Below are 18,152 nucleotides of genomic sequence, written 5' to 3'. Positions count from 1 at the left end.
TAGTCGCGGTGGTTCGCACTACCAACCTCCGCGACTAGAGGACTAAACGCGGGAGAAGTAGCGCTCCAGGGCCGCTTCGGCCTCCCCGAGCCGCGAAGGGAACCGCCGCGCGATCACGAACCGCCAGGGAACCTCGAACAGCCGCCGAAGCGCGATGAACGGCTCAAGCGACGAAGGCGCCACATCGGCCGGGTAGGCAGAGAGAGCCGATGCGCCCGCTTCCGCGTAGAGCACGCCGAGGTCCCAACCGAGCGGCCCGCGCCAGGTGTCCTCGAAGTCGAGCCAGCACGGCCCGGCCGCCGTCGCGACGATGTTCCCCGGGTGGGCGTCCCCGTGCAGCGGCCGCGCAGGCAAGTCAGGCAGTGCCGTGGTGACCCGTTCGAGTTCTTCGTACAGTCGCGGCGCCGCACCGTTCATGTAAGACCCGTGCCGGTCGAGCAGTGTCCGGAGTTCCCGGACCGGTCCGAGTTCGGGCAGTTCACCGGGGTAGTCCGCGAGTGCGGCGTGCACCCGTGCGAGCGACATCGCCACCTCTCGCGGCGACAGCGGGTGCCCTGGCTCATGAGGGGTGTAATGCCAGAGAGTGACCGGCAGGCCGTCGGCGAAATGCGGTCCCGCCGGGGGATCCGTGGTGGGTGAGACGACGAGCACATCACGTTCCGTGAGATACCTCGACAGCGCGACGTCGCGCGCGAGCCAGTCCTCGGGGGACGGCCTGGCGAAGCGCGTCGTGCCCGGCACCCGCGCCACCACCGGACCCAGTCTCACCAGCACGTTCGACTTGAAATGCAGCACCTCCGGATCACCCGTCGGCAGTCCGTACCGGTCACCTACAGCGACCGCGGCGGCCACTCCCGCACGCGTGTGTTCGTCGGTCACGGCGCGATCTTGCCAGCCGGTGCGCGCGACGGTGGGTAGTGAGGGCTACGATCCCCACTAGCCGCCGAAATGGGTCCCGAACCCGGCCGACGGCAGAACATTGACCACCACAAGGTTTGAGTGTTGGAGGCAGGAGTGACGGCCGTAGCCCCCAAGCCGATCGCCACGCGCCCGTACCCCGCGCGCGAGTCGGTTAAGGGTTCGTACCTGCTGCGGTTGTTCCGCACGACGGACCACAAGCAAATCGGCATCATGTATCTGGTCACGTCGTTCGCCTTCTTCATGGTGGGCGGCGCGATGGCGATGCTGATCCGCTCCGAGCTGGCGCGTCCCGGGCAGCAGTTCCTTTCGCAGGAGCAGTACAACCAGCTGTTCACGATGCACGGCACGATCATGCTGCTGCTGTACGCGACGCCGATCCTCTTCGGATTCGCGAACTTCGTGCTGCCGCTGCAGATCGGTTCGCCGGACGTCGCGTTCCCGCGGCTGAACGCGTTCTCGTACTGGCTGTACCTCTTCGGCGGCCTGATCGTGATGTCCGGCTTCCTGACGCCGGGTGGCGCCGCCGACTTCGGCTGGTTCGCCTACACCCCGCTGTCGGACGCCATCCACTCGCCCGGCGTCGGCGCCGACCTGTGGATCTCCGGTCTGGTCGTCTCGGGTCTCGGCACCATCCTCGGTGGCGTCAACATGATCACCACGGTGGTCTGCCTGCGAGCCCCCGGTATGACGATGTACCGGATGCCGATCTTCACCTGGAACATCCTGGTCACCAGCATCCTGATCCTGCTGGCGTTCCCGATCCTGACCGCGGCCCTGATGGGCCTGCTGGCGGACCGGCATCTCGGGGCGCACGTGTTCGACCCCGCGAACGGCGGCGTGATCCTCTGGCAGCACCTGTTCTGGTTCTTCGGCCATCCAGAGGTCTATATCGTGGCCCTGCCGTTCTTCGGGATCGTGTCGGAGATCTTCCCGGTCTTCAGCCGCAAACCGATTTTCGGATACAAGGGCCTGGTCTGGGCGACGCTGGCGATCGCCGCGCTGTCGGTGGCCGTGTGGGCGCACCACATGTACGCGACCGGCGCCGTGCTGCTGCCGTTCTTCTCCTTCATGACCTTCCTGATCGCGGTCCCGACGGGCGTGAAGTTCTTCAACTGGATCGGCACGATGTGGAAGGGCCAGCTGTCCTTCGAGACGCCGATGATCTTCTCGATGGGCTTCATCGTCACGTTCCTCTTCGGCGGTCTGACCGGCATCATGCTGGCCGCGCCGGCGATCGACTTCCACGTGTCGGACAGCTACTTCGTCGTCGCGCACTTCCACTACGTGCTCTACGGCACGATCGTGTTCGCCACGTTCGCCGGGATCTACTTCTGGTTCCCGAAGATCACCGGCCGCATGATGGACGAGAAGCTCGGCAAGTGGCACTTCTGGACCACGTTCATCGGCTTCCACGCCACGTTCCTGGTGCAGCACTGGCTCGGCGCCGAAGGCATGCCGCGCCGGTACGCGGACTACCTGCAGTCCGACGGCTTCACCACGCTGAACACGATCTCCACGATCGGCGCGTACATCCTCGGTGCCTCGACGCTGCCGTTCATCTGGAACGTCTTCAAGAGCTACCGGTACGGCGAGATCGTCACGGTGGACGACCCGTGGGGCTACGGCAACTCGCTCGAATGGGCGACGTCCTGCCCGCCCCCGCGGCACAACTTCACCGAGCTGCCCCGGATCCGGTCCGAGCGCCCGGCGTTCGAGCTGCACTACCCGCACATGGTGGAGCGCATCCACAAGGAGGGTGAGATCGGCTTCTTCGGGAAGCAGAAGGTCAACTCCCACCGGGCGCCGTCCCAGGTGCTCACCGAGGCGGTCATGCCGGGTGATCACTCCGAGGACAACTCCAGCGAGAAGTGACCCGATAAGCGGAAATGGCGCGTGCCCTGCCTCACACCGAGGTGCGGCACGCGCCTTTTTCATGTCCGGCTAAGAGAGACTGACCCCGTGACGCAGACACCAGTTCTCATCACCACCACCGGTCCCGACAAGCCGGGCGTGTCCTCGGTGCTGTTCGCCGTGCTGTCGCGCCATGACGTCGACATCCTCGACGTCGAGCAGGTGGTCATCAGAGGCCAGCTGGTGCTCGGCGTGCTCGCCGGGGTGTACCGCGACCCCGAAGGCCTGCAGGAATACGTCGAGCAGGCGATGGCGTCGGTCGGGATGCAGGTCGAGGTGAAGATCGGTTCGGCCATCGGCGCCGACCCGTTCGCCATCGGCCAGAAGGACTCGACGCATGTCCTGCTGATGCTCGGCCGCCCGGTGACCGCGCGGGCGTTCTCCGACGTCGCGCGCCGCCTCGCCGCGCTGAACGTCAACATCGACTCGATCCGCAGTGTCGCCGACTACCCGGTCACCGGGCTGGAGCTGTACACCTCGCTCGCCCAGGACACCCCGGAGGCCGACGCCGCGCTGCGCACCGCGCTGGCCGACGCCGCCGTCGAGGCCGGGATCGACATCTCGGTCGAGCGGGCCGGGCTCGCCCGCCGGGCCAAGCGGCTGGTCGTCTTCGACGTCGATTCCACGCTCATCCAGGGCGAGGTCATCGAGATGCTCGGCGCGCACGCCGGAGTCGAGCCTCAGGTCCGCGAGATCACCGAGGCCGCGATGCGCGGCGAACTGAACTTCAGCGAATCGCTGGAGCGCCGGGTCGCCCTGCTGAAAGGCCTGCCGGAGACGGTGCTCGACGAGGTCGCCGCGTCGATCGAACTCACCCCGGGCGCCCGCACGACCATCCGCACGCTGAAGCGGATGGGCTTCCGCTGCGGGGTGGTTTCGGGCGGGTTCACCAAGATCATCCAGGCCCTCGTGGACGACCTCGGCCTCGACTTCGCCGCCGCGAACGAGCTCGAAGTGGTCGACGGCAGGCTCACCGGCCGGGTGGTCGGGGAGATCGTCGACCGCGCGGGCAAGGCGACGGCGCTGCGCCGGTTCGCCGAGGAGTACGAGATCTCGCTGCAGCAGTGTGTCGCGGTCGGCGACGGGGCGAACGACATCGACATGCTGTCGGTCGCCGGGATGGGCGTCGCCTTCAACGCGAAGCCCGCGCTGCGCGAGGTCGCCGACACCGCGCTTTCGCACCCGTACCTCGACGCCGTGCTGTTCCTGCTCGGCGTCACGCGGGGTGAGATCGAGGCGGCCGACGCGGCCGACGGCCTCGAACTGTCCCGGCCATGAGCGTGCTGGAGCCGCTGGCCGCGCGCTACGCCTACTGGCTGGGGCTGCCGGCCGAAGACACGGTGGACACCTCGGACGAGGATCCCGCCGAGGTCCGCGCGATGCCGGTGATCCTGCGGATGGAACGCGCCGAACCGCCCTCCCGGACCGCTTTGCTGGAGGCCGCCGCGGCGGCCGCGGTCGCCGTCTGCCTCGACGAACGCGCCGGGCCCGAGGGTGAATGGCACGAGCCTCTCGAGGCCTGGGTCGACGGCCGGATCCGCAAGGTCGCCCGGCGTGCGCGGGGCGCGCATTGGCAGGCTGTCCAGGAGCTGCCCGGCATCACGATCGAGGTCGACGGTGCCGAGGCGCGGGCCCTGCTGCCCGGCCGCGTCGTCGATACGCCGAAAGAGGTCTCGCGGCTGCAGATCTCCGGGAGCGAACTCCCGGCCGACGAACCCGGCCCCGCGCCGGAAGGACTCCCGCGGTTGCTGCTGAACCCCGAGGTCTCGATGACCGTCGGCAAGGGCTCCGCCCAGGTCGGGCACGCGACGATGATCCTGGCCTCGTTGCTGGACGAGGCCGAACTGGCGGCCTGGGCCGAGACCGGGTTCCGGTGCTCGGTGCGGACTCCGCCGGTCGCGACCTGGAAAGCGCTGTGCCCGGTCGAGGATCCCGAAGGCTCGTGGCGCCGCGACGGTGTCGTCGCGGTTCGGGACGCGGGGTTCACCGAAGTCGATCCCGGAACCGTCACGGTCCTAGCCCAAAGGGCTTAACCTCCTATACTCCCCTCATGGGTGACCGGCTGATCGCCGGGCGCTATCGCTTGGAGGAGCGGATCGGCGCCGGGGGCATGGGCGTGGTCTGGCGTGCCACCGATCAGGACCTCGGGCGGGTCGTCGCGCTCAAACGTTCGCAGGCCGGGGACAGCGGCCAGATCCGGCGTGAGGCGCGGATCGGCGCGGGTCTGCATCATCCGAACGTGGTCACCGTTTTCGACGCCGTGATGGACGGTGACGACCGGTGGCTCGTCATGGAGTACCTGCCTTCGCGCAGCCTCGCCGACGTCATCGACGCCGACGGGCCGCTGTCGCCCGGCAAGGTGGCGAAGATCGGCGTGCAGCTCGCCAACGCGCTCGCGGCGATGCACGAAAAAGGCATGGTCCACCGCGACCTCAAACCGGGCAACGTCCTGGTGGCCGAGGACGGCACCGCGAAACTCACGGACCTCGGCATCGCGCAGTGGGCGGAGGTGACGCGCACAGGCGGTGGCCTCGACGTCGGGACTCCCGGCTACCTCGCGCCCGAGATGGCCGAGGGGCATCAGGCCGGTGCCGCGGCGGACGTGTTCTCGCTCGGCGCGACGCTGTTCACCGCCGTCGAAGGCACCTCGGTGTGGGGAGACCCGAACTCGGGACCGTTCGTCCAGCTCCGGCGGGCCACGTCGTACACCCTGGAGCCGATCCGCCAGGCGGGAACGCTGGCACCGGTGCTGACCGAGCTGCTGCGACGCAAACCCGCCGGGCGGCCGAACGCCGTCCGCGCGGCCGAGTTGCTGGCCGAAGTCGCGGATGTGGCCGCCCCGGCGCGGTCCCGGCAGGTCCGGGTGACCAAACGTGCCGTCGCGATCGGAAGCGTCGCCGCGGCGCTCGTCCTGGTCGGAGGCCTCGTCTACGCCCTGAAGGAACCGGCGTCGATGGCGGCCGCCCCGCGCCCGGCCGATTCGGTCGGCGACCTCCGGACGGCTGATCCCTGCGCACTGGTGGACCCTTCCGTGCTGAAGCAGTTCGGCACCCCCGAACTGGACACCGCCAACGGCAACTTCAACGCCTGCGGAATCCTGCTGCGCATGAGCCCCGACGACGGGGACATCGTCGACGTCCGCCTCGAACTGACGATCCCGAAAGCACCTTTGCTGGAGAAGCCGGTGCCGGGGCGGCTGAGCGTGCGCGAGGTGACGGGCCAGCCCGAGGAGAAGTGTGAGCGGGTCATCCCGCTGCCGGACGGCAACCAGGTCTGGGTGCACGCCAAGCACATCCAGGACTGGCACGCCCATCTGTGCGACTACGTCGATCCTGTCGCCGTGCACGCGACGGCCGTGCTGAACAGGGAACCGATCAAGCGCCGTCCCGTCCCCTTCCCCGCCGGCTCGCTCGGGAGTCTCGACGCCTGCGCGCTGGGCGGGGACTCGCCGTCGAGGGTCGTCGGTGGCCCTGCCGCGCCGGATCCCGTCTTCGGCAATTGGGAGTGCTACTGGAACCACCGCGACATGGAGGTGACGATCCGGTTCGAACGGGAGTGGGCGCCGTTCGAGGACGGCGGCACGCGCCTGGCTCTCGGATCGCGGGAAGCCTTCGTCGAGATCTCGTCCGAGTGGGAGGCTTGCCAGGCCGAGATCCCGCACCGGACCTTCACCGGCGACGGCCGGGCCATGATCGAGACGGTGGAGATCTACGTCTCGGACAAGGTCAAAAAGCCGCAGGAGATGTGCCCGGCGGCGGAACGGCTGGCCAGGGACATCGCGCCCAGGCTGCCGTCACTCTGAAAGGAAAACCGTGTCTTTGGAAGTCCAGCGCGACGGCGAACACCGCTTCATCGGCCGCAACGAACGCGGTGCCGAGGTCGTGATCGGCCGCAAGGGGGCCGAGGGCGCCTTCTCGCCCGCCGAATTGCTTCAGATCGCGGCGGCGGGCTGCTCGGCCGTCACCGCGGAGAACCTCATCACGCGCCGGATCGGTGAGGACTCGAAGTTCCGGGTCGGCGTGACCGCGGACAGGCGCGAAGGCGCTTCGGAACTCGACGCCGTCCACGTGGCCTTCGACGTCGACGTGTCCTCCCTCGCCGCGGCGGACCGGGAGGCGCTCGCGGTGGCGGTGGACCGCGCCATCGAGCGGCTGTGCACGGTGAGCCGGACGCTGAAGAAGGGCATCCCGGTCACGGAGACCTTCCCGGTCACGGAGACCTTCCCGGTCGAGTAGGCCTCCGGGATGCAATGAAGGGGACTTTCATTGCAGAATTTGCAATGAAAGTCCCCTTCATTGCACGGGGCTAGTGTTTGGCGGCGTGGCCTTCGGAGCTCCAGACCACGTACGCCTCGTCGGCGTCGGTGGTCATGGCCTCGATGAACTTCTCGTTGTCGAAGCCGGGCAGGGTCTGCAGCCGCTCGATCAGCGCGTCGGCGGCCGGGTCGCCGCTGGGGATCGCGGTGCCCTTCCCGTCGGCGCCGGCGAGCATGAAGAAGACGTCTTCCTTCCACGGGCCTTCAGGGATCACTCTGACCACCACCGCGGACAGCTCGGACCACGTGACGGCTTCCTCGCTTCCGTCCGCGAGCTGGCGACGCACCCCGGTGTCATCGACGCTGACGGTCCGGGATTGTGCGTTGGGCGACTCGTGGGACAACCGGTTCTCCCTGTCTTCGGCGTTCCGTTTACGGTACTCGGCCGTGTTCCAGGCCACTCAGGCCGGGGCGGCGGCGTCGAGGCGGCGCAGCGCGTCGCGGGCGACCTTCGGGTCCATGGTGGGCCAGAACGGCGGCAGCGAGGCACGCAGGAATCCGCCGTAGCGGGCGTTGGCCAGCCGTGAATCGAGGATCGCCACGACGCCGCGGTCGGTGACCGAACGGTGCAGGCGTCCGGTTCCCTGCGCGAGCAGCAGGGCGGCGTGCGTGGCCGCGACGGTGAGGAAACCGTTGCCGCCCCTGGCTTCCACGGCCCGCTGCCGCGCCGACGAGACCGGGTCGTCCGGGCGCGGGAACGGGATGCGGTCGACCACCACGAGCTGGAGCGACGGGCCCGGTACGTCGACGCCCTGCCACAGCGAGAGGGTGCCGAACAGGCAGGTGCGCGCGTCCTCGGAGAACTTCTGCACCAGCAGGCCGGTGGAATCGTCGCCCTGGCAGAGGATCGGCAGGTCGAGTCGCTCCCGCATCTCCTCGGTGGCCTGCTTCGCCGCGCGCATCGAGGAGAACAGACCGAGCGTGCGCCCGCCCGCGGCCTCGATCAGCTCGGCCAGCTCGTCCATGGTCGAGGGCTGCAGCCCGTCGCGGCCCGGCGGCGGCAGGTGTTTGGCCAGGTAGAGGATGCCGTTGCGCTTGTGGTCGAACGGGGAGCCGACGTCGAGGCCCGTCCACTTCGGGCCCTCTGCGTCGTCGCTGTCGGCGGGAGCGGCCTTCTCGGTCGCCGTGCCCGGTGACTTCTCGACCCTGGCCCCACCGGGCGGAAGACCCCATTGCCGGGCCATGGTGTCGAACGTGCCGCCCAGGGTCAGCGTCGCCGACGTGAGAACGGTCGTGTGCTGGTTGAAGACACGTTCGCGCAGCAGCCCCGCGACACCCAGCGGAGCGACCTTCAGCGCGGGCGGACGCGGGTTGGTGGAGAAGCGGTCCCCGGTCAGCCAGACGACATCGCGCTGATGCGCCTTGTCGTCGTCGAAGGCTTCGAGGAGCCGGACAGCGGTGTCGTGGACCTCTTCGAGCAGCGACCGCGCCAGTTTGCGGGCCGTGGCCTCATCGACGTCTTCCTTGCGGTCCTTGCCGAGCGAGGTGAGGCAGCGATGCGCGGCGTCGCGGACCGCGGGGATCGCGCCGTTGAGGGCCTGCGGCAGCGAGTCCATGCGCCCCGACGGCATGTCGTCGAGGATCAGGGCCAGCCCGTCGCTCGCCTCGAGCAACTGGTCGGCCACTTCGTCGTCGACCAGTTTCCCGCAGCGCCGGGCGGCGGCGGAGACCATGCCGCTGGTCAGCTCGCCGGTGGCCACCGACGTCACGCGGTCGACCAGGTCGTGCGCCTCGTCGATGATCACCAGGTCGTGGTCGGGGAGTACCTGGTAGCCCTGCAGCGCGTCGATCGCCAGCAGCGCGTGGTTGGTGATCACGACGTCGGCCTTGCCCGCCTCGGCACGGGACCGCTCCGCGAAGCAGTCGGTGCCGATGGGGCAGCGCGAGGCGCCGAGGCATTCCCTGGCCGTGACGGAAACCTGGCGCCACGCCTGATCCGAGACACCGGGGACGAGCTCGTCGCGATCGCCTGTCTCGGTGTCGGACGACCATTCCCGCAGCCGCGTGACCTCCTTGCCCAGCCGGGAGACGGCGAACGGGTCGAACAGCTGCTGGTCTTCCGGCTCGTCCGGGGCGCCGGAATCGAGCCGGTGGAGGCAGAGATAGTTACGGCGGCCCTTGAGGATCGCGAAGGTGGGCTCGCGGCCGAGGGGCTTCTTCAGCGCCTTCGCCAACCGAGGGAGGTCTCGATCGACCAGCTGGCGTTGCAGGGCGATGGTGGCCGTGGAGACCACGACCGTGGCCTCTTTCTCGACCGCGTGCCGGATCGCGGGAACGAGGTACGCCAACGACTTCCCGGTACCGGTGCCCGCCTGGACGGCCAGGTGCTCACCGGTGCGGATGGCGCGGCCGACGGCGTCCGCCATCTGGACCTGGCCCTCGCGCTCGGCACCACCCACGGACTCGACCGCGTGGGTCAGGAGTTCGAGGACACCGGGGAAGTCAGCACGGGAGGGCACGGGACAAGACGATAGCCGGGGCCACCGTCAAGATCCTGAGGCCCGTGCAATGAAAGGCCCGTTACTTGCGAAATTTGCAAGTAACGGGCCTTTCATAGCAGCGCTTGGGGCAGTGAAAGGGCCGGTCACACGTCCTTGCGGAAGCGAGAGACCAGCGCCCAGGTGCCCGGAAGCAGCGCCGCCGCGACGGCGATCTTCAGCGCGTCCCCGATCAGGAACGGCACGACACCCTTCGCGAGCCCGGCCGACAGGCCGACATTCAGCGAGGCCATCAGCCACGGCACGCCGATCGAGTAGATGGCGAGGTTGCCCAGCACCATCGTCCCCGCCATGCGCAGCGGCGTGCGGTCCCCGCCGCGGCCGGCGAGCGCGCCCACCAGCGCACCGGCGAAGACGAATCCGACGATGTAGCCGGCGCTGGGGCCGAACAGGCCCGAAGAGCCGTCCTGGAACCAGCCGAAGCCGGCCGCGCCGACGGCGAGGTACAGCGCCATCGACAGCGCGCCGCGCTTCCAGCCGAGCGCGGCGCCGACCAGCAGGGCGGCGAACGTCTGGCCGGTCATCGGCACCGGCGAGCCGGGCACCGGGATCATGAGCTGCGCGGCCGCACCGGTCAGGGCGGCACCACCGGCGACCAGGACCGCGTCACGGACCAGAGCGCCGGGAACGAGGTCGGCGAGAACCGGACGGTGGCCGGCCACAGACAGCGAAGACACTCAGACCTCCTATGAGTACACGAATGTGAACCGAGGTTAACGCCAGACGGCGGGCCGCGGACCGAATGTCGGCCACCTCACGGTCATCGTCCGTCCACTCGTCCGGGTGGCGTGGACCTGCGCCGGTCAGGCTCTTGGTGAAGGCTGCCGGACATGAAGAAACTCGGTTCGAGGCTGTTGTCGGTGACGATGCTGACCGGGGCGCTGGTGACGGGGGTCCCGGCGATCGCGTCGGCCGACGCGGCACCCGCGACGGCGTCGGCGTCGGTCGGTTCGCTCGACGTGGAGATCGGCGACGAGCACGTCGTCACCGGCGATCTCGCGCCGTGCGACGTCGACGGGCCGCTGACCGGGAAGACCCAGGGCGGGTCGACCGGCGATTTCGCCCGGTTCGGCGGCGGTGACTCGAACTGCGGCCGGACCGGCGCGGTGGCCGTCGCCGAGGCGTCCGGACGGCGGTTCGAAACCAGCCTGCTCAAGCGCTTCGGCGGTCCGGTGATCAAGGTCCGCACGTTCATGGCGAAGTGCAGCACCACCAAGGACGGCAGCCTCGGCTACATCGAGTTCGGCGACGTCACCGGGTTCACGCTGCCGGAGAACATCCCGCAGAACTACCGGCTGACCATCGCCGGCGGCAAGGGCGGGACGGCGCTGGCGTCGCTCACGGTCAACGAGACCGTCACGCCGACGCCGCCCGACGGGAGCCTCGTGACGCACATGCTGCACATCAAGCTGTTCCCGCAGGGCGGCGGACCGGCGAAGGGCGACATCTACCTCGGCACCGCGCGCTGCGACCCCTACGGCAAGAAGAAGCCCTGACCCTCGCGTTTAAGTGCGCGAGACGTACTTCGCGGCCGCGGCGACGAACTCGCCCGCCCTGGTCGCGAGGTCCGTCAGCGATCCGCCGGAGGTGAGCGCGTCGCCGAGCAGCGGAGTGGCCGCGGCGACGGCGATCGAACCCGACTCGAGGTACTTCGCGACGTCGGCGAGGTGCACGCCGCCGGTCGGCACGAGCGGGATGTCCGGCATCGGCGCCCGGATCGCCCGCAGGTAGGCGACCCCGCCGACGGCGGCGACCGGGAACACCTTCACCGCCGCCGCGCCGAGGCGCCAGGCCTGGTCGATCTCGGTCGGGGTCAGCGCGCCGCAGACCACCGGCAGCCCGCGTTCGTGCGCGCGCTCCAGTACCAGCGGGTTCACCGTCGGCGTGACCAGGAACGTCGCGCCCGCGTCCGCCGCGATGTCCACATCGGACGGTTCACGCACGCTCCCGGCGCCGACGTGCGCGTCGTCGCCGAGCTTCTTGCGGATGACGGCGATGGCTTCCGGGGCGCCCGGCGTGGTCAACGCCGCTTCGAGCACCCGCACCCCCGCCGCGTGCAACACCGTGGCGGCGTCGGCGAAGCGGTTCGCGTTGTCGGCTCGCAGGATCGCGATGAGCCGGTTTTCGATCAGGGTGTCCTGGAGGTGGTGCTGGATCATGCGGTCGGGACCGGCGCCTTCCCGGTGTAGGTCACGCCGGCCTCGTCGAAGTCCTTGAGCGCCGCGTCGACCGTCGGCTGCGAACCGCCGACGGTGAGGTCCAGCAGCACTCGCACGGTGAAGCCCGCCTTCGCCGCGTCGAGCGCTGTCGCGCGCACGCAGAAGTCGGTCGCGATGCCGACGACGTCGACCTCGGTGACGTCGTGCTCCTTCAGCCAGGCGTCGAGCGTCTTGCCGTCACGCGCGTTGCCCTCGAAGCCCGAGTACGCGGCGGTGTACTCGCCCTTGGAGAAGACCTCGCTGACCGGGACCACGTCGAGCGCCGGGTGGAACGACGCGCCGGAGGTGCCCGCGACACAGTGCCGCGGCCAGCTGTCCTTGAAGTCCGGCGTCTCGCTGAAGTGGTCGCCCGGGTCGATGTGGTAATCGCGGGTGGCGACGACGTGCGCGTAGCCGCCCTCGGCGGCCTGCTTGGAGATCGCTTCGGCGGCGGCGGCGCCACCGGGCAGGCCGAGCGACCCGCCTTCGCAGAAGTCGTTCTGCACATCGACCACGATCAAGGCGGTCCCCATGTGTTGCTCCTGAGTTCTCTCTAGACGAATACGGTCGGGATGGCGGGCTCGCCGTGCGAAAGCTTGAGGCCTTCCCACGGCAGGCTCACCAAAGCCCGTCGCAGCCGCTGGCGCGCGTCGTCCAGCGTGGGCAAATCATCCACCGTCCGGCCGTCCCGGACCAGCGGTATCTGCAATTCGTGGTCGTCCGGTCCCCGTTCCGGTGCCGTCGAGGCGGCGGTCCAGATCACCTCTTCGACGGCGGTGCCGGTGCCGCGGTGCCGCCGCAGCGCGGATTTCCGGCCGCCGCGGGACTCCTTGTGCGCGCTGCGCTTGGCGACCGGCCTGCCGTCGACCTCGACGAGTTTGTAGACCATCCCGGCGGTCGGCGCGCCGGAACCGGTGACGACCGAGGTGCCGACGCCGTACGCGTCGACGGGTTCCGCCCGCAGCGCCGCGATGGCGTGTTCGTCGAGGTCGCCGGACACCACGATGCGGGTGTCCTTGGCGCCGAGGGCGTCGAGCTGCTCGCGGGCCTTGCGGGCCAGCGGGCCGACGTCGCCCGAGTCGATGCGGATCGCGCCGAGCTCGGTCCCGGCCACCCGGACGGCCGTCTCGATGCCCTTGGTGATGTCGTAGGTGTCCACCAGGAGGGTGGTGTCGGTGCCCATCTTGTCCACCTGCGCGCGGAAGGCCTCTTCCTCGCTGTCGTGCAGCAACATGAACGCGTGCGCGACGGTGCCCCGCGTCGGGATGCCGTAGCGGCGGCCCGCTTCGAGGTTGGACGTCGTGGCGAAACCGGCGAGGTACGCGGCCCGCGCGGCGGCGACGGCGGCCCACTCGTGCGTGCGGCGCCCGCCCATCTCGATGATCGGCCTGCCGTGCGCGGCGCCCGACATCCGCGCCGCCGCGGACGCGATCGCGCTGTCGTGGTTGAGGATCGAGAGGATCAGCGTCTCCAGCACGACGGCGTCGCCGAAGGAGCCGGTGACGGTCAGGATCGGGGAGCCGGGGAAGTAGAGCTCACCCTCGGCGTAGCCGTCGATGTTCCCCGAGAAGGAGTACTCCGAGAGCCACGAAAGGGTGGCGTCGTCGACGACGGCGGTCGCTTCCAGCTGGCTCAGCTCGGCATCGGTGAACCGGAAGTCCGCGATCGAGTCGAGGACCCGGCCGGTGCCCGCGACGACGCCGTAGCGGCGGCCGTCGGGGAGACGACGTGCGAAGACCTCGAAGACACACGGCCTGTCCGCGGTCCCGTCGGCCAGCGCGCTGGCCAGCATGGTCAGCTCGTAGTGGTCGGTGAGCAACGCGGTGCCGGCGCCAGTGGCCGCCTCGGGGGAACCCATGGTGCCAGCCTATTCACTCACATGGCCGGACCTGCCAACCCGTACCGGGTTGGGCCCGTGACACCATGGAGTGCATGTCCACGCCTGTCGCATCCGAGCAGACGCAGGTTGATCCACAGGGAGTAGAAGTCGTCTCTGAGGACAATCCCTGGCGGACGGTCGTCTGGAACGATCCGGTGAACCTCATGTCGTACGTGACGTACGTGTTCCAGAAGCTGTTCGGTTACAGCCGGGACCACGCGACGAAGCTGATGCTCGACGTGCACCAGAAGGGCAAGGCGATCGTGTCCTCCGGTTCCAAGGAGAAGGTGGAGATCGACGTCGCGAAACTGCACGCGGCCGGCCTCTGGGCGACGATGGAGCAGACTTCATGAACGGATGGCGCCGCAAAGGCGAGACCATCGTCGCCGGGTTCGAGCAGCAGGAGGCCGCGGTCCTGCGCGGTCTGGTCAGCCAGCTGGAGGACATGCTCACCGCGCGCGCCGAGGAGGCGCCGCAGGACGAGCTGGCCGAGCTGACCGGGATCCGCACCGGCCCGACGGAGTCGCCGGACGATCCGGTGCTCTCCCGGCTGTTGCCGGACTTCCACAAGCTGGACCCGGACAACCCGACCCGCGAGGACCTCGACTCGGCCGCCGCGATGCGGTCGCTCCACGAGCCCGACCTCCTGGACAAGAAGGTCGGCGTCGCCAAGATCGTGCTGGACACCCTGCCGCGGGACGGCGGGAACGTGCGGCTGACCTTCGAACAGGCCGACGCGTGGCTCGGCGCGCTCAACGACGTCCGGCTGGCGCTGGGCACCGCGCTCGACGTCACCGAGGACATGCCCGACGAACTGCCCGAAGACGATCCCCGCGCGCCGCATCTCGGCGTCTACCACTGGCTGACCTGGGTGCAGGAGACCCTCATCCAGTCGCTGACATCGTGATCACCGACGTTCCCGGCGTGCTGGTCGGGCACCACGAGCGGGTCGGCGACGGCTGGGCGACCGGGACGACGGTCGTGCTGGTCCCCGGCGGTGCCGTCGGGGCCGTCGACCAGCGCGGCGGCGCGCCCGGCACGCGGGAGACCAATCTGCTGGAGCCGGAGAACCTGGTCCAGCACGTCAACGCGATCTGCCTGTCCGGCGGGAGCGCGTACGGGCTGGCCGCGGCGGACGGCGTCATGCGCTGGCTCGCCGAGCGGAACCTGGGGATACCGGTCGGGACGCGGCCGCACGAGGTGGTGCCGATCGTGCCCGCGGCGGTGCTGTTCGACCTGCCTCGTAGCGACTGGGGAAACCGCCCGGACGCCTCTTTCGGCTACGCCGCCTGTGAAGCGGCCGTGGCCGGTCCGGTACCGCTGGGGACCGTCGGCGCGGGCGCCGGGGCGAAGGCGGGATCACTCAAAGGTGGGATCGGGACGGCCTCGGAGCGGGTCGGGGAGTTCACCGTCGGCGTCGTCGCCGCGGTGAACGCCGCCGGAGAGGCCGTCGATCTCTCGACCGGCCGTGCGTTCGCGGCGGATCACGAGGTCGACGGCGAGTTCGGCGTCCGCTGGCCCGAGAGGCCCGGCGACGTCGAGGCGAAGGCGGCGGGGCTCAACACGACCATCGGCGTGGTCGCGGTCGACGCGGCACTGTCCAAGGCGGAGGCGCGACGGCTCGCGGTGGCCGCGCAGGACGGTCTCGCCAGGGCCGTGCGGCCGGCGCACACGATGTTCGACGGCGACACGGTCTTCGCGCTGGCGACCGGCGACCGGGAGCTTCCCGGCGGCGCGGGCCCGGTCGCGGCGACCCGGCGCGCGGCCGTACTGGACACGCTCTGCTCGGCGGCCGCGCGGGCGTTCGGGCGGGCGATGGTGCACGGCGTGCTGAACGCCACTTCCGCCGGAGGCATGCGCGCCTACCGCGACGTCTGGCCCGAAGCCCTCGCGTAACGCGGAGGTGCCGTCCGTTGATCAAGTCGGCATGCACCCTGGGGGCTCGTGGATCATCGAGATCCACAACGACAACATCAACACCTACGGCGGTGTCACGCTGGTGCTGACCGACGTGCTCGGCTACACCACCGAGACCGCGTACCGGGTCGCCGGTGACATCGACCGCCGCGGCAAGGTCGAGCTGGCTCCGGGGCCGTGGGCGGAAGCGGAGAAGCTGGTCGCGGCGCTGCAAGTGCGTGGCCTTCGCGCGAGGCTCCGGCATGCGTGACGGGGCGAGCGCGGTCCGGGAGGGTGACGGCGTCCGGCTCGACCTGACGGAGAACGTGGCCGAAGTGCTGCGAGGGATCCTGGTCGAGTTCGGCCAGGCCCTGGAGTCTGGGGCCGAGGACGTCCGGGACGACAGGTTGTTCCCCGACGCCTACCGCAAGAAGGGCGACAGCGAAGGCTTCCGAGAGCGTCACGGCGCGGAGATGCGCGCGGAAGTGCGGGCCACGCTCGCCAGGATCCTCGGCCGGTGGCCGGGCGGGACGAGTCTGGTCCTCGACCGGGCCGGGGTCGCCGACCTACGGCTCGTGCTCGTCCACGCGCAGGTCAGGTACCTGCGCCGCCCTAGGTGGAAGGCCCATCCGCCGAACGACTTCGTGGCCAGGCGAGACCGCGATGTGAAGTCCGCCTGGCTCGCCTCGCTCGAGAACCTGATCACGACCGCGATCCTCGACGACCCGGCGGCTCCGGGCGTCCACACGCTCTGAGTGGTGGCAATCTCAGAGTGTGGATAGGTCGCGTCCAGCACCTAAGATGTGCGATGTGCTCCGGATCCGCCGTGAACTCGTCGACGAGATCGTCGCCCATGCCCGCCGTGACCATCCCGATGAGGCGTGCGGGGTGATCGCCGGTCCCGAGGGATCGGACAGCCCCGAGCGGTACATCCCGATGCTGAACGCGGCGCGCTCGCCCACGTTCTACGAATTCGACTCGGGCGACCTGCTCAAGCTCTACCGCGAGATGGACGCCAACGACGAGGTGCCGGTGGTCATCTACCACTCGCACACCGCGACCGACGCCTATCCGTCTCGCACCGATGTCTCGTACGCCTCGGAACCCGACGCGCACTACGTGCTCGTCTCCACCAAGGACCCCGATTCGCATCAGTTCCGGTCTTACCGGATCGTGGACGGGGAGATCACCGAGGAGCCCGTCGAGATCACCGGCTGAACCCCGGCCCCGGGAATAACCCGGACCGGCCCGAACGTCTGCGTAGCAGAGAACCCACCGGAGGTAGAAAACCATGGCCGTGACCGTGTCCATCCCGACCATCCTGCGTACGCACACCGGCGGCGAGAAGTCCGTCGAGGCGAGCGGCAAGACCGTGCTCGAGGTGATCGACGACATCGAGTCCCGCCACGGCGGCCTCAAGGCCCGCCTGGTCAAGGAAGAGAAGCTTCACCGCTTCGTCAACGTCTACGTCAACGACGAGGACGTCCGCTTCTCCGGTGGCCTCGAGGCCGAGGTCAAGGACGGCGACACCCTGACCATCCTGCCCGCAGTGGCCGGAGGCTGATCCATGGCTCGCTTCGAGTCGCTGCTCGACACGCTCGGCGGCACCCCGCTGGTCGGCCTGCCTCGGCTTTCGCCCACCCACGACGTGCGGTTGTGGGCGAAGCTGGAAGACCGCAACCCGACCGGTTCGATCAAGGATCGCCCCGCGCTGGCGATGATCGAGGCCGCCGAGCGTGAAGGCAGGCTCCGGCGCGGCTCCACGATCCTGGAGCCGACGTCGGGCAACACCGGGATCTCGCTCGCCATGGCCGCGAAGCTCAAGGGCTACGGCCTGGTGTGCGTCATGCCGGAGAACACCTCCACCGAACGCAAGCAACTGCTGCAGGCGTACGGCGCGCGGATCGTCTTCTCCCCGGCCGCCGGCGGGTCCAACGAGGCCGTGCGCCGGGCGAAGGAACTGTCCGAGGCCAACCCGGACTGGGTGATGCTCTACCAGTACGGCAACCCGGCCAACGCCGAAGCGCACTACCGCGGCACCGGGCCCGAACTGCTCAAGGACCTGCCGACGCTGACGCATTTCGTCGGCGGCCTCGGCACCACCGGCACTCTGGTCGGGGTCGGGCGCTACCTGCACGAGGCGAAGCCGGACGTGCAGATCATCGCGGCCGAGCCGCGCTACGGCGAGCTGGTGTACGGCCTGCGGAACCTCGACGAGGGGTTCGTCCCGGAGCTCTACGACGCGAGCGTGCTCAACGGCCGCTTCTCCGTGGGCGCCTACGACGCGCTTCGCCGGACACGTGAGCTGCTGGAGCACGAAGGCATCTTCGCGGGGATCTCGACCGGTGCCGTGCTGCACGCGGCGCTGGCCGTCGCCGAGAAGGCCGCCGCTTCGGGGAAGCCCGCCGACGTGGCCTTCGTGGTCGCGGACGCGGGGTGGAAGTACCTCTCTACGGGCGCTTACTCCGGTTCGCTCGACGAAGCTGCCGAGAGGCTCGACGGGCAGCTCTGGGCCTGACCCCTGGCTGCAATGA

21 protein-coding genes are annotated in these 18,152 nt (G+C 69.5%); 14 read left to right on the top strand and 7 right to left on the bottom strand.

Annotated elements, in window-relative coordinates:
• Nucleotides 1-42 precede the first annotated feature (42 nt).
• Nucleotides 43-879: a phosphotransferase gene (locus BKN51_RS26420; protein ID WP_101610200.1), complete on the bottom strand. Its 837-nt coding sequence runs from the start codon at nt 877-879 to the stop codon at nt 43-45.
• A gap of 135 nt (nt 880-1,014) precedes the next feature.
• Between BKN51_RS26420 and ctaD the strand changes: the two genes are divergently transcribed.
• From ctaD to BKN51_RS26395, 5 genes are all read left to right on the top strand, one after another.
• Nucleotides 1,015-2,793 (top strand): aa3-type cytochrome oxidase subunit I, encoded by a 1,779-nt coding sequence (ctaD, locus tag BKN51_RS26415; protein ID WP_076162482.1) that lies wholly within the window; start codon nt 1,015-1,017, stop codon nt 2,791-2,793.
• 87 nt (nt 2,794-2,880) lie between these two features.
• The gene (serB, locus tag BKN51_RS26410; protein WP_101610199.1) at nt 2,881-4,110 is read left to right on the top strand and encodes a phosphoserine phosphatase SerB; all 1,230 of its coding nucleotides are present in this window, start codon (nt 2,881-2,883) and stop codon (nt 4,108-4,110) included.
• The gene (locus tag BKN51_RS26405; protein WP_101610198.1) at nt 4,107-4,865 is read left to right on the top strand and encodes a peptidyl-tRNA hydrolase; all 759 of its coding nucleotides are present in this window, start codon (nt 4,107-4,109) and stop codon (nt 4,863-4,865) included. The genes serB and BKN51_RS26405 overlap by 4 nt, the downstream gene beginning before the upstream one ends.
• A 17-nt stretch (nt 4,866-4,882) precedes the next feature.
• Nucleotides 4,883-6,634 (top strand): serine/threonine-protein kinase, encoded by a 1,752-nt coding sequence (locus BKN51_RS26400; protein ID WP_101610197.1) that lies wholly within the window; start codon nt 4,883-4,885, stop codon nt 6,632-6,634.
• A gap of 10 nt (nt 6,635-6,644) precedes the next feature.
• A complete protein-coding gene (locus BKN51_RS26395; RefSeq protein ID WP_101610196.1) occupies nt 6,645-7,067 on the top strand; it encodes an OsmC family protein in 423 nt (140 codons plus the stop codon).
• Between the two features lie 70 nt (nt 7,068-7,137).
• Here BKN51_RS26395 and BKN51_RS26390 read toward each other — a convergent pair whose 3' ends face one another.
• The 3 genes from BKN51_RS26390 to BKN51_RS26380 all read right to left on the bottom strand — a co-directional run bounded on the left by BKN51_RS26390 (nt 7,138) and on the right by BKN51_RS26380 (nt 10,322).
• Nucleotides 7,138-7,491 carry a hypothetical protein gene (locus tag BKN51_RS26390; RefSeq protein WP_026466908.1) on the bottom strand — a complete coding sequence of 118 codons (354 nt, stop codon included), beginning with the start codon at nt 7,489-7,491 and terminating at the stop codon, nt 7,138-7,140.
• A gap of 57 nt (nt 7,492-7,548) precedes the next feature.
• Nucleotides 7,549-9,606 carry an ATP-dependent DNA helicase gene (locus tag BKN51_RS26385; protein WP_101610195.1) on the bottom strand — a complete coding sequence of 686 codons (2,058 nt, stop codon included), beginning with the start codon at nt 9,604-9,606 and terminating at the stop codon, nt 7,549-7,551.
• Nucleotides 9,607-9,731: 125 nt separating this feature from the next.
• Complete coding sequence (locus BKN51_RS26380) at nt 9,732-10,322, bottom strand: biotin transporter BioY (protein ID WP_101610194.1); 591 nt, start codon at nt 10,320-10,322, stop codon at nt 9,732-9,734.
• Between the two features lie 153 nt (nt 10,323-10,475).
• On the opposite strand from BKN51_RS26380, the gene BKN51_RS26375 reads away from it, so the two are divergent.
• Entirely contained in the window at nt 10,476-11,141 is a 666-nt protein-coding gene (locus BKN51_RS26375) for a choice-of-anchor P family protein (RefSeq protein ID WP_101610193.1), read from the top strand.
• A 9-nt stretch (nt 11,142-11,150) separates the two neighbouring features.
• On the opposite strand, the gene BKN51_RS26370 is transcribed toward BKN51_RS26375, so the two are convergent.
• From BKN51_RS26370 to BKN51_RS26360, 3 genes are read right to left on the bottom strand one after another with little or no spacing between them, the layout of a single operon-like run.
• Nucleotides 11,151-11,804, bottom strand: coding sequence for a bifunctional 4-hydroxy-2-oxoglutarate aldolase/2-dehydro-3-deoxy-phosphogluconate aldolase (locus tag BKN51_RS26370; protein WP_101610192.1), 654 nt, complete (start codon nt 11,802-11,804; stop codon nt 11,151-11,153).
• Nucleotides 11,801-12,376, bottom strand: coding sequence for an isochorismatase family protein (locus BKN51_RS26365; RefSeq protein WP_101610191.1), 576 nt, complete (start codon nt 12,374-12,376; stop codon nt 11,801-11,803). Before BKN51_RS26365 ends, BKN51_RS26370 begins: the two co-directional genes overlap by 4 nt.
• 20 nt (nt 12,377-12,396) lie before the next feature.
• A complete protein-coding gene (locus BKN51_RS26360) occupies nt 12,397-13,701 on the bottom strand; it encodes a nicotinate phosphoribosyltransferase (protein WP_101610190.1) in 1,305 nt (434 codons plus the stop codon).
• Between the two features lie 74 nt (nt 13,702-13,775).
• On the opposite strand from BKN51_RS26360, the gene clpS reads away from it, so the two are divergent.
• The 8 genes from clpS (at nt 13,776) to BKN51_RS26320 (ending at nt 18,136) form a co-directional block, all read left to right on the top strand.
• A complete protein-coding gene (gene clpS / locus BKN51_RS26355) occupies nt 13,776-14,075 on the top strand; it encodes an ATP-dependent Clp protease adapter ClpS (RefSeq protein ID WP_101610189.1) in 300 nt (99 codons plus the stop codon).
• On the top strand, nt 14,072-14,629 hold the full coding sequence (locus tag BKN51_RS26350; RefSeq protein ID WP_101610188.1) for a DUF2017 domain-containing protein: 558 nt from the start codon (nt 14,072-14,074) through the stop codon (nt 14,627-14,629). The genes clpS and BKN51_RS26350 overlap by 4 nt, the downstream gene beginning before the upstream one ends.
• Nucleotides 14,626-15,618, top strand: a complete 993-nt coding sequence (locus BKN51_RS26345) for a P1 family peptidase (protein ID WP_101610187.1) — start codon at nt 14,626-14,628, stop codon at nt 15,616-15,618. The genes BKN51_RS26350 and BKN51_RS26345 overlap by 4 nt, the downstream gene beginning before the upstream one ends.
• Before the next feature lie 31 nt (nt 15,619-15,649).
• Entirely contained in the window at nt 15,650-15,889 is a 240-nt protein-coding gene (locus tag BKN51_RS26340) for an ATP-dependent Clp protease adaptor ClpS (protein WP_101610186.1), read from the top strand.
• Entirely contained in the window at nt 15,882-16,373 is a 492-nt protein-coding gene (locus tag BKN51_RS26335) for a DUF2017 family protein (RefSeq protein ID WP_146044286.1), read from the top strand. The genes BKN51_RS26340 and BKN51_RS26335 overlap by 8 nt, the downstream gene beginning before the upstream one ends.
• Nucleotides 16,374-16,428: 55 nt before the next feature.
• The gene (locus BKN51_RS26330; RefSeq protein ID WP_101613470.1) at nt 16,429-16,836 is read left to right on the top strand and encodes a Mov34/MPN/PAD-1 family protein; all 408 of its coding nucleotides are present in this window, start codon (nt 16,429-16,431) and stop codon (nt 16,834-16,836) included.
• 73 nt (nt 16,837-16,909) lie between these two features.
• Complete coding sequence (locus BKN51_RS26325) at nt 16,910-17,182, top strand: MoaD/ThiS family protein (RefSeq protein ID WP_034308802.1); 273 nt, start codon at nt 16,910-16,912, stop codon at nt 17,180-17,182.
• 3 nt (nt 17,183-17,185) lie between these two features.
• Nucleotides 17,186-18,136 carry a PLP-dependent cysteine synthase family protein gene (locus BKN51_RS26320; protein WP_101610184.1) on the top strand — a complete coding sequence of 317 codons (951 nt, stop codon included), beginning with the start codon at nt 17,186-17,188 and terminating at the stop codon, nt 18,134-18,136.
• Nucleotides 18,137-18,152 lie beyond the last annotated feature (16 nt).

It is taken from the genome of Amycolatopsis sp. BJA-103, from assembly GCF_002849735.1.
Lineage (GTDB): Bacteria > Actinomycetota > Actinomycetes > Mycobacteriales > Pseudonocardiaceae > Amycolatopsis.
The sequence above is the reverse complement of the archived record's forward strand: the minus strand, read 5'-3'. Positions and strand labels throughout refer to the sequence as shown.

Bases quoted from the DNA above. Each gene is read 5' to 3' on its own strand.
- BKN51_RS26405 (WP_101610198.1), top strand. From the start codon at position 4,107: ATGAGCGTGCTGGAGCCGCTGGCCGCGCGCTACGCCTACTGGCTGGGG.
- BKN51_RS26400 (WP_101610197.1), top strand. From the start codon at position 4,883: ATGGGTGACCGGCTGATCGCCGGGCGCTATCGCTTGGAGGAGCGGATC.
- BKN51_RS26375 (WP_101610193.1), top strand. From the start codon at position 10,476: ATGAAGAAACTCGGTTCGAGGCTGTTGTCGGTGACGATGCTGACCGGG.
- BKN51_RS26370 (WP_101610192.1), bottom strand. From the start codon at position 11,804: ATGATCCAGCACCACCTCCAGGACACCCTGATCGAAAACCGGCTCATC.
- BKN51_RS26365 (WP_101610191.1), bottom strand. From the start codon at position 12,376: ATGGGGACCGCCTTGATCGTGGTCGATGTGCAGAACGACTTCTGCGAA.
- BKN51_RS26360 (WP_101610190.1), bottom strand. From the start codon at position 13,701: ATGGGTTCCCCCGAGGCGGCCACTGGCGCCGGCACCGCGTTGCTCACC.
- clpS (WP_101610189.1), top strand. From the start codon at position 13,776: ATGTCCACGCCTGTCGCATCCGAGCAGACGCAGGTTGATCCACAGGGA.
- BKN51_RS26350 (WP_101610188.1), top strand. From the start codon at position 14,072: ATGAACGGATGGCGCCGCAAAGGCGAGACCATCGTCGCCGGGTTCGAG.
- BKN51_RS26340 (WP_101610186.1), top strand. From the start codon at position 15,650: ATGCACCCTGGGGGCTCGTGGATCATCGAGATCCACAACGACAACATC.
- BKN51_RS26335 (WP_146044286.1), top strand. From the start codon at position 15,882: ATGCGTGACGGGGCGAGCGCGGTCCGGGAGGGTGACGGCGTCCGGCTC.
- BKN51_RS26325 (WP_034308802.1), top strand. From the start codon at position 16,910: ATGGCCGTGACCGTGTCCATCCCGACCATCCTGCGTACGCACACCGGC.
- BKN51_RS26320 (WP_101610184.1), top strand. From the start codon at position 17,186: ATGGCTCGCTTCGAGTCGCTGCTCGACACGCTCGGCGGCACCCCGCTG.